This is a genomic window from Ruegeria sp. BG6 (genome assembly GCF_056538465.1).
In genome coordinates this window covers 371,246-384,155 of the sequence record NZ_JBQFTB010000003.1, presented here as the reverse complement: position 1 = coordinate 384,155, position 12,910 = coordinate 371,246, and the positions used below count along the sequence as shown (strand labels likewise).

The 12,910-nt window shown below is 58.6% G+C and carries 13 protein-coding genes and 1 riboswitch; of the genes, 9 read left to right on the top strand and 4 right to left on the bottom strand.

The features are described from left to right. Positions 1-3 precede the first annotated feature (3 nt). The gene (fabB, locus tag ACR0JW_RS08855) at positions 4-1,233 is read right to left on the bottom strand and encodes a beta-ketoacyl-ACP synthase I (protein WP_170678313.1); all 1,230 of its coding nucleotides are present in this window, start codon (positions 1,231-1,233) and stop codon (positions 4-6) included. A 49-nt stretch (positions 1,234-1,282) separates the two neighbouring features. Further along, positions 1,283-1,792 carry a bifunctional 3-hydroxydecanoyl-ACP dehydratase/trans-2-decenoyl-ACP isomerase gene (gene fabA / locus ACR0JW_RS08850; protein WP_170613463.1) on the bottom strand — a complete coding sequence of 170 codons (510 nt, stop codon included), beginning with the start codon at positions 1,790-1,792 and terminating at the stop codon, positions 1,283-1,285. Positions 1,793-1,983: 191 nt separating this feature from the next. Here fabA and irrA point away from each other — a divergent pair, with 191 nt between their 5' ends. Next, entirely contained in the window at positions 1,984-2,403 is a 420-nt protein-coding gene (gene irrA, locus ACR0JW_RS08845) for an iron response transcriptional regulator IrrA (RefSeq protein ID WP_170619440.1), read from the top strand. A 6-nt stretch (positions 2,404-2,409) separates the two neighbouring features. Here the strand turns inward: irrA and ACR0JW_RS08840 are convergent, their stop codons facing one another. Then, on the bottom strand, positions 2,410-3,300 hold the full coding sequence (locus ACR0JW_RS08840) for a LysR family transcriptional regulator (protein ID WP_480713817.1): 891 nt from the start codon (positions 3,298-3,300) through the stop codon (positions 2,410-2,412). A gap of 85 nt (positions 3,301-3,385) precedes the next feature. On the opposite strand from ACR0JW_RS08840, the gene ACR0JW_RS08835 reads away from it, so the two are divergent. Next, positions 3,386-4,183 (top strand): phytanoyl-CoA dioxygenase family protein, encoded by a 798-nt coding sequence (locus ACR0JW_RS08835; protein ID WP_480713816.1) that lies wholly within the window; start codon positions 3,386-3,388, stop codon positions 4,181-4,183. A 68-nt stretch (positions 4,184-4,251) separates the two neighbouring features. Here the strand turns inward: ACR0JW_RS08835 and ACR0JW_RS08830 are convergent, their stop codons facing one another. Beyond that, positions 4,252-5,115, bottom strand: a complete 864-nt coding sequence (locus ACR0JW_RS08830) for a glycosyltransferase family protein (RefSeq protein WP_170678593.1) — start codon at positions 5,113-5,115, stop codon at positions 4,252-4,254. 120 nt (positions 5,116-5,235) lie between these two features. Between ACR0JW_RS08830 and miaB the strand changes: the two genes are divergently transcribed. The 7 genes from miaB (at position 5,236) to metK (ending at position 12,906) form a co-directional block, all read left to right on the top strand. After that, positions 5,236-6,555 carry a tRNA (N6-isopentenyl adenosine(37)-C2)-methylthiotransferase MiaB gene (miaB, locus tag ACR0JW_RS08825; protein WP_480713829.1) on the top strand — a complete coding sequence of 440 codons (1,320 nt, stop codon included), beginning with the start codon at positions 5,236-5,238 and terminating at the stop codon, positions 6,553-6,555. Positions 6,556-6,736: 181 nt separating this feature from the next. Further along, on the top strand, positions 6,737-7,501 hold the full coding sequence (locus ACR0JW_RS08820; RefSeq protein WP_480713815.1) for an outer membrane protein: 765 nt from the start codon (positions 6,737-6,739) through the stop codon (positions 7,499-7,501). Between the two features lie 148 nt (positions 7,502-7,649). Continuing rightward, positions 7,650-8,672 carry a PhoH family protein gene (locus ACR0JW_RS08815; RefSeq protein ID WP_170678305.1) on the top strand — a complete coding sequence of 341 codons (1,023 nt, stop codon included), beginning with the start codon at positions 7,650-7,652 and terminating at the stop codon, positions 8,670-8,672. 36 nt (positions 8,673-8,708) lie between these two features. Beyond that, a complete protein-coding gene (gene ybeY / locus ACR0JW_RS08810) occupies positions 8,709-9,203 on the top strand; it encodes an rRNA maturation RNase YbeY (RefSeq protein WP_170678303.1) in 495 nt (164 codons plus the stop codon). Positions 9,204-9,238: 35 nt separating this feature from the next. Further along, entirely contained in the window at positions 9,239-10,126 is an 888-nt protein-coding gene (locus ACR0JW_RS08805) for a hemolysin family protein (RefSeq protein WP_170613450.1), read from the top strand. Beyond that, positions 10,123-11,628, top strand: coding sequence for an apolipoprotein N-acyltransferase (gene lnt / locus ACR0JW_RS08800; protein ID WP_170678294.1), 1,506 nt, complete (start codon positions 10,123-10,125; stop codon positions 11,626-11,628). Before ACR0JW_RS08805 ends, lnt begins: the two co-directional genes overlap by 4 nt. A gap of 42 nt (positions 11,629-11,670) precedes the next feature. Next, a riboswitch (SAM-SAH riboswitch) is annotated at positions 11,671-11,719 on the top strand. A 5-nt stretch (positions 11,720-11,724) separates the two neighbouring features. Further along, complete coding sequence (gene metK / locus ACR0JW_RS08795; RefSeq protein ID WP_170678292.1) at positions 11,725-12,906, top strand: methionine adenosyltransferase; 1,182 nt, start codon at positions 11,725-11,727, stop codon at positions 12,904-12,906. The last annotated feature ends 4 nt before the right edge of the window (positions 12,907-12,910 follow it).

Here is a 12,910-nt window from a genome sequence, read left to right as displayed (position 1 = left end):
TAGTCACCCGTTATACCTGGACAGGATCATGGAGCCGTTGGTGCCACCAAAGCCGAAGCTGTTGGTCATCACGCTGTCCAGGCCTGCGTTTTCAACCACCTGAGTTGCAATTTCACCGGGCAGGATGCCGTCGGAAAGTGTGTCGACATTGATCGACGGAGTAATGAAGTCATTGTCCAGCATCAAAAGGCAGAAAATCGCCTCAAGCGCGCCGGCTGCGCCTTGCGCATGGCCCGTCATCGATTTGGTCGACGAAATCGGCGGTACGCTGCCCTCACCGAAGATACGGCGAACGGCCTCAACCTCGCCCACATCGCCGACCGGGGTCGAGGTGCCGTGGGCGTTGATGTAATCGACCTTACGGCCTTCGGGCAGGGTGGACAGGGCCAGGCGCATCGCACGCTCGCCGCCTTCACCGGACGGTGCAACCATGTCATGTCCGTCGGATGTCGCGGCATAACCCGTGACCTCGGCATAGATCTTCGCGCCGCGTGCCAGTGCGTGTTCCAGGTCTTCCAGAACGACGATGCCGCCGCCGCCGGAAATCACGAAACCGTCACGGTTCTGATCGAATGCACGCGAGGCTTTTTCGGGGGTGTCATTGTATTTGGAGGACATCGCGCCCATCGCGTCGAACAGACAGGACAGGGTCCAGTCCAGTTCCTCGCCGCCGCCTGCAAACATCACATCCTGCTTGCCCAGCATGATCTGTTCCGCCGCGTTGCCGATACAATGCAGCGACGTCGAGCAGGCCGACGTGATGGAATAGTTGATACCCTTGATCTTGAACGCTGTCGCAAGGTTCGCCGAAATTGTCGAGCACATGCATTTCGGCACCGCAAAGGGGCCGATCCGCTTTGTGGCACCGTTTTTCAGCACTGTCTGATGCGCCGTCAGCATGGCGCTGGTCGATGGTCCACCGGAGCCTGCGACAAGACCCGTGCGCGGGTTGACGACCTGGTCTTCGGTCAGGCCGGCGTCTTCAATCGCCTGGCTCATGGCGATGTGCGCGTATGCGGCGCCGGGGCCCATGAAACGAAGGGTGCGCTTGTCCACATGCTCGGCCACGTCGATCTTGAGCGTTCCGGCGATCTGGCTGCGAAATCCGTGTTCGACCATCTGTTCGTTGGCTTCGATCCCGGATTTACCTGCCTTGAGCGAGGCGAGGACCTCTTCGGCATTGTTGCCGATCGAGGAAACGACCCCCAGACCGGTGACGACGACGCGACGCATATGCGTACTCCTGTATTCCGTTCCTTGTTACCAGTCCGTCAGCCGGGGTTCAGCTTTCGGACAGCGCAACCTTCATGTCCTTGACCTGATAAATCACTTCGCCGTCGGCTTCGACCCGGCCATCCGCCACACCCATGGTCAGGCGGCGGGTTTGCACGGCTTTGGTGAAATCCACGTAATATGTCAGCATCTTGCGGTCGGGGCGCACCATTCCGGTCAGCTTGACCTCACCCACGCCCAATGCGTATCCGCGCCCCTGCCAGCCGCGCCAGCCCAGATTGAAGCCGGTCAGCTGCCACAGCCCGTCCAGACCCAGACAGCCTGGCATGATCGGGTTGCCGGGGAAATGGCAGTCAAAGAACCACAGGTCAGGATTAATGTCGAATTCTGCCACCACATGGCCCTTGCCATGTGCGCCGCCATCGCCGGAAATGTCGGTGATCCGGTCCATCATCAGCATCGGTGGGGCAGGCAATTGCGCGTTTCCGGGGCCGAATAATTCGCCACGGGCGCATTTCAGCAGATCATCCTTGTCAAAACTGCTCGGGAATTGGGCCATTTTGCCGCCTCTCCTGCCAGGGGTCCGTTCGTTATATCTGGCCTCGTCTAGCACCCGTTTGCAAGGGCCTGCAAGAGTTCTGGTCCATATCATGTCGCGCTCAGCCAATTCTTTGCGAATGAATTTCATTTGAAATTGTAGGGGCGAAGCACTTATATGTAAGTCAGCCAGAATTGCGGGTATCGGAAATCATGACACCTCAAAGCCAGAACAGAGCCACGACTTGGCTTGTAGACGCCGGATTGCGCCCGACGCGCCAGCGTGTTGCTTTGGCCGAGTTGCTTGTTGGCGACGGAAAACACCGTCACGTCACCGCCGAAAGCCTGTTTGATGCGGCGAAGAAAAATGGCGACGCGGTGTCGCTGGCGACCGTGTACAACACGCTGCGCGCCTTTTGTGATGCCGGTGTTCTTCAGGAAATCACCGTGGACGGGTCAAAAAGCTATTTTGACACCAATACGCACGACCACCCGCACTTCTTCTGGGAAGACGAAGGCCGGCTGAGCGATGCGCCTTCGGATCAGTTGGTGATCCAGCGCCTTCCCGAAGCGCCTGAAGGGGTCGAGATCGCGTCGGTCGACGTTGTTATCCGCCTTCGCAAAACACAGTAACACCTCTCAACCGCCGAGTTCAGCCAGAGCCTGTTCCGCCTTTTGTACATTGCTGTCCGCCGGACCGATTCCGTGACGGGCCAGAACCACGGGTTCTGCCGCTTCCGGGTTGGATATCGGCCTACTGGTCAGCGGTCGCCCGTCATAACTGAAATGGCTGTGCGGGATGGCGTAGCTGATCGCGATTCCCTCACCGTGGGCGGCAAGGCTGCGCTGGATTTCAAGCGAGGCCGCGCGGTGCGCGACGGTGGGCGACAACCCGTTTTGCCGGAACAAGCCCAGAACATGCTGTGCCGACAAACCCTCCTGAGACAGGATCAGGGGATGCGATTCCAATTCCTTCAGTGAAATTGTGTCGTTGCCCGTCAGAATATGCTCGGGCGGCATCACCGCGTGGGGGATGTTGTCGAACAGGATGCGCCGCGAAAACCCTGCATCCATGCTCAGCCCATAGGTCAGGGCAACGTCAATGCGCCCATCTATCATTCCCGAAATCAGTCCCTCGAATCCGTCCACCTGATAAGTGATCGCGACGTCAGGCAGGGCATTCCGAAGTAGGTGCAAGGCCGGAGCCATCAGGAAAGGGGCCAGGTCCACGAAACACCCGATCCGCAGCGTCGCAGCACCGGTGTTGGTCTGGTCCGACGATTCCAGCCGCGCGGCAAGGTCCAGCAGCGCCTCAGCCTCGCCGATAAACCGGCGGCCTTGTGGCGTGACGGCCATCGCGGCGCCTCGTTTGCGGGCAAAAAGCGGATACCCCAATTGCGACTCGACCCGCGTTAGGGCGGTGGACAGCGCGGGTTGCGAGACATTGAGCTGCTGAGCCGCCGCGGACAGGCTGCCGTAGCGGCCGATTGCGCAGATATATTCATAATTTCGGAGCGTAACGTATAACATATCCTTAATTCTAAGTTCGAAAGATATTATTTGAACAGAATTAATTTTCATGTGCAGATCGGGCAGGGAACGCACGGAGACCAAGATGACACACCCCCTTGTTACACAGGAAATGATTGACACTTTTCAGGAAGACGGCGTGGTCCTGATCAAAGGGCTGTTTGCCGATCACGTGGAGGCTCTGCGCGACGGGGTGGCCGCAAACATGGCCGAGCCTGGACCGTATGCGTCCGACAACCGCAAACAGGGCGAGACTGGCCTGTTTTTCGACGATTACTGCAACTGGTCGCGAATCGGGCAGTTTGAAGACGTGATCCGCAACTCGCCGGCCGCCGAGGTGGCTGCAGACCTGATGCAGTCGCGCAGTGTTCAGATGTTTCATGATCACGTGCTGGTCAAGGAACCGGGAACCTCGATGGCGACCCCATGGCACCAGGATGGTCCCTATTACTTTGTTGATGGCCAGCAAACGATCAGCTTCTGGTCGCCACTTGATCCGGTTAAGCAGGCAACCTTGCGCTGCGTTGCCGGGTCGCACCGGTGGGAAAAAGAAGTCCTGCCGACACGATGGGTTTCCGAGGAAGGGTTCTTTGCGGATGAAGGCCAGTACATCCCCGTGCCCGATCCGAATGCCGAAGGCATGCGGGTCGTCGAGTTCGAGATGGAGCCGGGAGATGCGGTCGCCTTCAACTACCGCACACTGCATGGTGCGCGGGGCAATCAGTCGGACAGCCGTCGCCGGGCGTTTTCGTTGCGGCTGGTCGGTGACGACGCACGCTATGTCGAGCGTCCGGGCCGGACTTCGCCGCCGTTCCCTGGGCATGACATGCAGCCGGGGCAACGCCTGCGCGAAGACTGGTTTCCGGTCTTGTTGCAGCGGTAGGGGGCTCTGCCCCCATCGCCACAATGCCGCGCTTCCACCGCGGCATTTTCAAACAGACGAAAAGCTTGTCAGAACCACTGTCCCGATTCCATCAGGCCCAGATCGAGCAATTGCTGCGAGGTCCATTCAAACGGCACTGAATTCTGCCAGCGGAAGGTCGGGATATCGAATGTGGAACCGGCATTGCTTTTAAGGGCCTTGGCGGCGCGGAAAGAACAGATCGCGGCCGTCAGGTTATGATGCCAGGGGCACGAATACGTGTTGTATTCCGCCTCGTTAAAGCTGTGGTCCGGCTGCAGCGACAAAGTCTTTTGCGCCTTGAACAGAGAAATCCTGTCAATGCGGCGGCGTTCGTAGGGGATGTGATCCTCGAACCGCCACCGCAGGCCACCTGACATGTCCAGTTGGCGCTCAAGCGGATGTCCGTCAGCATCGTGGCGGGCGTGCGCGTAGTATCCGGTTCGGTCCAGCATGGCGTGATCGGGGGCGACACCGTTGGGATATACGGTCAGGTCCTCGGCATAAAGGTCGATCACGTGGCACAGCATCGCATTGCGGCGCTCTTCGGTGTGGAACGTCAGCATTTCGCCGATGCTTCGGGTCTCGCAAAACGGAAAGAACAGGTACTCGGCGTTGTAGCAGTAGTACAGCCACAACCCCGGCGCGGCCTGGATGATCCGATTGAGGGCGTCAAAGACCACGGTTCGTGGCGCGCAGGTCTGATCTACCCGGTGAACGCGTTCGGACAGTTCCGGGTCCAGTTGAAATTCCGGCGGCATTAAAGCGATCAGGGATTTGAAGCCAAGGTTCAGATGGTGGCGGATGGTTCCGTCAAGTTCGACGTCGTCCTCGGCGATGATCAGGGCAACGGGTCCCTTGGCGAGGGCAGCGCTGCCGGACTGCAGAAATGTGTCGAGGGTCTTGTAGTGCATCGCCTGTCTTGATCCGCCGTGCTGGAATTGCCGGCCAAAATCGGTTAATCGCGTCGGCATTGCAAGCGGCGTTCTATGGGTATAGACGACGCCGATCCCGCGAACGCAAAGGCCGTTTTCATGTCAGAACCCAAGAAGCTGTACATCAAGACCTATGGTTGCCAGATGAACGTCTACGACAGCGAGCGTATGGCCGAAACTCTGGGTGGGAAGGGCTATGTCGAAACCAAAAGCCCGGATGACGCGGATATGATCCTGCTGAACACCTGCCATATCCGGGAAAAAGCCGCCGAAAAAGTCTATTCCGAATTGGGCCGGTTCAAGGGGCTGAAGGCCGAAAAACCCGATCTCAAGATTGGCGTTGCGGGCTGTGTCGCCCAGGCCGAGGGTGAAGAGATCATGCGCCGCCAGCCTCTGGTCGATCTGGTTGTGGGGCCGCAAAGCTATCACCGCCTGCCCGAGATGGAGGCGAAGACCCGCGCGGGCGAAAAGGCGTTGGATACGGATTTTCCGGAAGAGGACAAGTTCGAGAAGCTCAAGAACCGTCCAAAGGCCAGCCGTGGCCCAACCGCATTTCTGACCGTTCAGGAAGGTTGTGACAAGTTTTGCGCCTTCTGCGTTGTTCCCTACACGCGGGGGGCCGAAGTCAGCCGGCCTGCCGACCGTATCATCCGCGAGGCGCAGGATCTGGTTGACCGCGGCGTGCGCGAAATCACCCTGCTGGGACAGAACGTCAATGCCTATCACGGTGCGGGCCCGAACGGGGATGTGTCGCTTGCTGGCCTGATCTGGGAGTTGAACAAGGTCGACGGGCTGGAGCGTATTCGCTTTACCACATCGCACCCCAATGACATGGCGGATGACCTGATCGAGGCGCATGGAACCTGCGAAAAGCTGATGCCGTATCTGCACCTGCCAGTGCAGTCGGGATCGGACAGAATCCTCAAGCGCATGAACCGCAGCCATACCGCCGAAAGCTATCTGCGCCTGATCGAACGTATCCGCGCTGCGCGGCCGGATATCGTCATGTCCGGCGATTTCATCGTGGGCTTTCCGGAGGAAACCGAACAGGATTTCCAGGAGACCATGGAACTGGTCGAGCAGGTCCGGTATGGATATGCCTATTCTTTCAAGTATTCGACGCGCCCCGGCACACCGGCCGCCGAGCGGCAACTGGTCGACCCGCAAGCGGCGGATGATCGTCTGCAGCGTCTGCAGGCGCTGATCACCCGCCATCAGCGCGAGATCCAGGATGACATGGTCGGCAGAAAAGTACGGGTTTTGTTTGAAAAACCAGGGCGTTTGCCGGGCCAGATGGTCGGAAAATCCGAGTATCTGCATTCGGTTCACGTTACGGGCACCGATATTGTGGCGGGCGATCTGAGGGACGTGCTTATTACCGAATCCGGTGCAAACTCGCTTGCGGGCGAACTGATCTGAGGCTGTCGTTATCCATGGCGCAGACACCATAACTGGTGTTTGTTTCCAAAATTTACCCTTGATTTATCGTTGCGAACTATGGTCGAGGAAACCCAGTCTTTCCTTGGGGCGGTTCCCACGCGCCTTTTTGGAGCGGATATGCGTTGGTCCGATGGTTCGTTCGGCGCAAAGGAGGGTACGAGTGAAAAAGCGAGCACATTCGGTTTCACCCAGGTTTTGGGCAGCATTGCCTTTGGCCCTTTTGATGGTGTTTCAAGCCGGTTCCAGCCCCGCCAGCGATCGCAACGGCGATGTTGCTGATGCTGAAGTGATCAGCGCAAAACGGTACGGCGATGATGTCAGCGCGTTCTACCTCGGGCTCAGCGCCGGATACGGGGGCGAGGGGGATGACAGGTTTGGCCTCAGAACTCCTGCCGGCACCACGACTGTCGGCGATCTCACCCTGAGCGGCTCATATGGCGGAATTCGGGGCGGATGGCGCGGCAGCCTGCCTATCAGCGGTCGGCGCAACTATGTCTACGGGTTAGAGCTTGGGTACGATTTCGGATCATTGGAAGACAGTGTTTCCACTCAAGTTGGGTCCGTTGCCGTCACGGGCAGCTCCGAAATATCCGATATCCTGTCGGTCCGGTTTCGTAATGGCGTGACAAACCGGCGCGGAAATATTCTGTATTTCGTGTCCCTCGGGTACGTGCAGGGCGATGTGACCACCTCCAACAGCTTTGGCCCCGTATCCCGCATTCAGTCCTTTGAGGAAAGCGACCAGCGCGGCGGGTTCTCGGTCAGTGTCGGTGCAGAGCACTTCCTGTCCGAAAACTGGTCGATCACCGGTGAATATGAATTTGTTCAGTTCCAGTCGAAGGACGTGACGTTCGACTCGGGCTTTTCCACAAAATCCACGCCCAAGTACCAGGGGCTTCGGTTCGGTCTGAATTACCGGTTCTGAGGGCGCATTCCACCAAACGCGGCACGACACGCGCCGGGACGGTCGGCGGCGCTTTTGCAATGCGTGGGGGAAAATTTGAAACTCTGTCTTGCGCCCGACAAGAATTGTTGTCTACGCTGATTTTGAAACGCCAAGACAGGAGAACGGATTGGCCATCGGTGCCCTGAACCCACCGCAAAATGACATGCCCCGTAACGAGGCGCTTGTTGAATTTCCCGACAACCGACTGTTGATTGATCTATGCGGCGAATATGACCGCAATCTGGCCGATATCGAACAGAAGCTTTCTGTTCAGATCGTGCGCCGGGGAAATCAATTGGTCGTAATGGGCGATGAAGATGCGCAAAAGCAAGCCCTGGAGGTGCTGCAGGCCCTGTACACCCGGCTGGAAGGCGGGCGCGAGGTCATGCCGGCCGATGTCGACAGGGAACTGCGGATGGGTAATTCCGAGGCCGAGACCGGAACGCGCGACGGCGATCAGCTTGAAATGTTCAAAGGCGGCACTGTCGAGATCAAGACGCGCAAAAAGCTGGTCGAACCGCGCACTGATGCCCAAAAAGCCTATGTCCGCTCGTTGTTCAACAACGAATTGGCCTTTGGAATCGGGCCTGCGGGAACCGGCAAGACATACCTTGCTGTCGCCGCCGGGGTGTCGATGTTCATCGGCGGGCAGGTCGACCGGATCATCCTCAGCCGACCCGCAGTCGAGGCCGGTGAAAAGCTGGGCTATCTGCCGGGCGACATGAAGGACAAGGTCGATCCTTACATGCAGCCTCTGTACGACGCGCTGAATGATTTCCTGCCCGGCAAGCAACTGGCCAAGCTGATCGAGGAAAAGCGAATCGAAATCGCGCCGCTGGCGTTCATGCGGGGTCGCACATTGGCCAATGCCTTTGTGGTGCTGGACGAGGCGCAAAACGCGACCACCATGCAGATGAAGATGTTTTTGACCCGACTGGGCGAAGGCAGCCGCATGGTCATCACCGGGGACCGGTCTCAGGTGGACCTGCCGCGCGGTGTTCAGTCGGGTTTGCGGGATGCGGAACGGCTGCTCAAGTCGATTCCCAACATCAGTTTCAACTATTTCACTTCCAAGGACGTTGTCCGCCACCCGCTTGTCGCCGCCATCATCGAAGCGTATGAGGCCGACGCGGGCCGGGACACAGAGTGACCTAGGCGCCCGCTGCACAGGCATTGGGTGAAAGGCATGAACCTGGAAATAACGGTCGAAGACGCACGCTGGTCAGGGCTGGAGCCTTTGGCCCAAAGGGCGATCATTGGCGCTCTGACCCATTGCGGGCTTGAGTCCGATGAGTGTGAAATCAGCCTGCTGGGATGTGATGACGCCCGAATTGCCGATCTGAATTCGGAATTTCGGGGAAAGCCGGTGCCGACAAACGTGCTGAGCTGGCCCGCCGAGGATCTTTCACCGGCGGACCCAGGCGGAATCCCCGCACAACCAAGTCCGGACTTCACGGGTGAGATCGTGCTGGGGGATATCGCCATAGCCTTCGAGACCTGCGAGCGCGAGGCCGCAGAGGCGGGCAAATCCATGGGCGATCACGTGACACATCTGATCGTTCACGGTGTGTTGCATTTGCTGGGGTATGATCACATTCGTGACCCTGACGCCACTTTGATGGAGGCGGTCGAGGTCGAGATACTTGGCAAAATGGGTATTGATGACCCATATAATGTATGAATGGGGCCTCGGGCCCGCACAGTTGGAACAGGATAATGGGCGATACAGACGGCAGTTCTATGGCGGCGCAAAGCGCGCAACCAGAGGATGGCAACATTGAAAGTAAAGATAAATCCGGACTTTTTTCCCGGATCGTTGATGCATTTACATCGCAGAGTGACGACACCGCTAGCGTGGCCAACGGACATGACACCGACATGATTCAGCCCCGCGGCATGATCAACCTTCGCCGTATGCGGGTCGAGGATGTTGCAATCCCGTCTGCGGATATCGTCGCGGTCCCGTCAACGATCAGCAAGGATGAACTGGCGCAGCTGTTTCGTGACAGCGGATTGTCACGGATACCGGTTTACGACGGGACCCTGGACACGCCCTTGGGGTTTGTGCACCTCAAGGATTTTGCTCTGACCCACGGGTTCAATGGCGGATCGGCTGAATTTGACCTTGTTTCGATGCTGCGCACGCTTCTTTTTGTGCCGCCATCGATGCCGATCGGTGTTCTGCTGACAAAGATGCAGACAGAAAGACGCCATATGGCGCTGGTGATCGACGAATACGGTGGGGTTGATGGCCTGCTGACCATCGAAGACCTGATCGAACAGGTTGTGGGTGAGATCGCCGACGAACATGATGCCGATGAAAGCCAGTTGTGGGTTCAGGAGAAGCCCGGCTGCTATGTCGTTCAGGCCAAAGTCCCGCTTGAGGATTTCGAGGCCGAAATCGGACGCTCGCTGACCAGCCACGAAGATGTCGATGAAGAAGAGATCGATACGCTGGGTGGTCTGGTCTTCATGTTGTCCGGGCGTGTACCGACGAGGGGAGAGGTCGTACTGCACCCCGAAGGCCCCGAATTCGAAGTCATCGACGCCGATCCCCGGCGCATCAAGCGTTTGCGTGTCATGTTGCCGGATCAGGTTGCATGAACCCTGCCAAAGGCTGGCCCTTCCTTTTGAGGGTGGTGCTGGCCGGGTTGCTTGGGGCGCTGGCCGCGTTTGGCCTGGCGCCGTTCGGATATTGGCTGGCAACTCTGGTTGCCCTGATATTGATCGCGCCTTTGTTTCTGACAACAGAAACAAAGGCGCGCGCCTGTTGGATGGGATGGGCCTTTGGCACCGGCTATTTCGCGCACGCGCTGTCCTGGATTGTCGAGCCGTTTCAGGTTGACGCCGCGCGCCACGCCTGGATGGCGCCCTTTGCGCTGGTATTCCTGGCCGGCGGGCTGGCGTTGTTCTGGGCTTTGGCGTTTCGTGTCTCGCGGCACCCCGGCGCTCCGGCGATTCTGCAGACGTGTTTGCTGGCGACCGCAATTTCATTGGTGGAACTGGCACGCGGATATGTGCTCACAGGTTTTCCCTGGGCAGGGCTGGCGCAGATCTGGGTCGGTACACCCGTGGCGCAACTGCTGTCGCTGATCGGGCCTTACGGCTTGGGCGCGATGACTCTTTTTGCCACCCTGCCTTTGGGCGCGGGCCTGGCCAAGCGCGAAGACACCGGGGACCTGGCAGTGCCAATCGCGATGACGGCGGGGCTTGCGATTCTGGCCGGGGTATATGCGCTCAGCAGGCCCAATGTGACTGACACCGAATATGTCGTGCGTTTGGTGCAGCCCAATGCACCGCAACACCAAAAATGGGACCCGGATTTCACGCCGTTGTTTTTTGCGCGGCAGGTAGAATTTACCGCCGCTGAACCGCGCCCCGATCTGATTGTCTGGCCCGAAACATCCGTACCGGCGTGGCTGAGCGGGGCACAACCTTATCTGAACGCCGTCGCAGATGCCGCCCAGGGTGTCCCGGTTGTTCTGGGTATCCAGCGCAGTGATGGTGCCCGTATCTACAATTCCATGATCTTGCTGGATCAGGATGGCCAGCAGCAGGGGCTGTATGACAAGCATCACCTTGCGCCATTCGGGGAATATGTGCCATTCGGGAATCTGATGGCTCGTTTCGGAATTTACGGCATGGCCACGACTACGGGCAACGGGTTCAGTTCCGGACCCGGGCCAGCCCTGATGGATACGGGCATGCTCGGCCAGGCTTTGCCGCTTATCTGTTACGAGGCGGTGTTTACCCAGGACGTCCTGTCGGCCCCCGGGCGCTCGGACTACCTGTTGCAAATCACCAACGATGCGTGGTTCGGAACACGATCCGGCCCCTACCAGCATCTGGCGCAGGCCCAGATGCGCGCGATTGAGATGGGTCTGCCGATGATGCGATCGGCCAACACCGGAATATCGGCCATGATTGACCCGCTGGGGCGCATCACAAGCGCATTGCCCTTAGGGCAGGCAGGCTACGTGGATGCACAGCTTCCGGCCCCCCTGACGAAAACTTTTTATTCGCGCATTGGGGATAGTCCGGTGTTTTTGGCTTTATTGGCCATGTTTTCGGTGTCCTGGCTGTTTGCCAGGCGGGCCGGATCATAAATGCGGATTGACCCTTCTGGCCGGGCGATTTATGCATCCTGATGCCTGTCACAACGGCTTCCTGGCGTGATGGGAAAATCATAATGGAGCACTTTCATGTCCCGACAAAACTACACCTTTACTTCGGAGTCTGTTTCCGAAGGGCATCCGGACAAGGTCTGCGACCGCATCTCCGATGCGGTGCTTGATGCATTTCTGAACGAAGAACCCGAAGCGCGTGTCGCCTGCGAAACATTCGCGACGACCAATCGCGTGGTAATCGGAGGCGAGGTCGGTCTTTCAGATCAGGACCGGTTGCACGAATATATGGGCCGTATCGACGAGATCGCGCGCGCTTGCGTAAAGGATATTGGGTACGAGCAGGACAAGTTTCACCACGAAACGGTCGAAGTCACCAACCTGCTGCACGAACAATCCGCGCATATCGCACAAGGCGTGGATGCTTCGGGCAACAAGGATGAAGGCGCCGGCGATCAGGGGATTATGTTCGGTTATGCCACCACCGAAACGCCTGCGCTGATGCCAGCACCCATCCAGTACTCGCACGCGATCCTGCGTCGTCTTGCAGAGGTTCGCAAAAATGGCACCGAGCCTGCGCTTGGGCCGGATGCAAAATCACAGCTGTCTGTGGTTTATCGCGACGGCCAGCCGGTCGGCGTCAGTTCCATCGTATTGTCGACACAGCACCTGGACGAGGCGCTGTCCTCGAATGACATTCGCGCCATTGTCGAACCTTACATCCGGGAAACCCTTCCCGAAGGCTGGTTGTCGGCTGACACAGAATGGCACGTTAACCCCACGGGCAAATTCGTCATCGGTGGACCGGACGGTGATGCGGGTTTGACGGGTCGCAAGATTATCGTGGACACCTATGGCGGCGCCGCGCCGCATGGGGGCGGGGCGTTTTCGGGCAAAGATCCGACCAAGGTCGACCGCTCGGCAGCCTATGCCGCGCGCTATCTGGCTAAAAACGTCGTTGCCGCCGGAATGGCCGAGCGCTGCACAATCCAGTTGAGCTATGCGATCGGTGTTTCAAAACCCCTGTCTATCTATGCCGATACTCACGGCACTGGCGAGATCGAGGATGCCGCGATCGAAAATGCCGTCGGGCAGGTCATGGACCTGACGCCACGCGGTATCCGGACGCATCTGGAACTGAACAAACCGATCTACCAGCGCACCGCGGCCTACGGCCATTTCGGGCGCGAGCCGGAAGCGGATGGCGGTTTCAGCTGGGAACGCACCGACCTGGTGGATGCGCTGAAAGCCGCGGTCTGACCGG

Coding starts and splice junctions, on each gene's coding strand:
- lnt (WP_170678294.1), top strand. CDS start 10,123: ATGAACCCTGCCAAAGGCTGGCCCTTCCTTTTGAGGGTGGTGCTGGCC.
- ACR0JW_RS08830 (WP_170678593.1), bottom strand. CDS start 5,115: ATGCACTACAAGACCCTCGACACATTTCTGCAGTCCGGCAGCGCTGCC.
- ybeY (WP_170678303.1), top strand. CDS start 8,709: ATGAACCTGGAAATAACGGTCGAAGACGCACGCTGGTCAGGGCTGGAG.
- ACR0JW_RS08835 (WP_480713816.1), top strand. CDS start 3,386: ATGACACACCCCCTTGTTACACAGGAAATGATTGACACTTTTCAGGAA.
- fabA (WP_170613463.1), bottom strand. CDS start 1,792: ATGGCCCAATTCCCGAGCAGTTTTGACAAGGATGATCTGCTGAAATGC.
- ACR0JW_RS08840 (WP_480713817.1), bottom strand. CDS start 3,300: ATGTTATACGTTACGCTCCGAAATTATGAATATATCTGCGCAATCGGC.
- metK (WP_170678292.1), top strand. CDS start 11,725: ATGTCCCGACAAAACTACACCTTTACTTCGGAGTCTGTTTCCGAAGGG.
- ACR0JW_RS08805 (WP_170613450.1), top strand. CDS start 9,239: ATGGGCGATACAGACGGCAGTTCTATGGCGGCGCAAAGCGCGCAACCA.
- miaB (WP_480713829.1), top strand. CDS start 5,236: ATGTCAGAACCCAAGAAGCTGTACATCAAGACCTATGGTTGCCAGATG.
- irrA (WP_170619440.1), top strand. CDS start 1,984: ATGACACCTCAAAGCCAGAACAGAGCCACGACTTGGCTTGTAGACGCC.
- fabB (WP_170678313.1), bottom strand. CDS start 1,233: ATGCGTCGCGTCGTCGTCACCGGTCTGGGGGTCGTTTCCTCGATCGGC.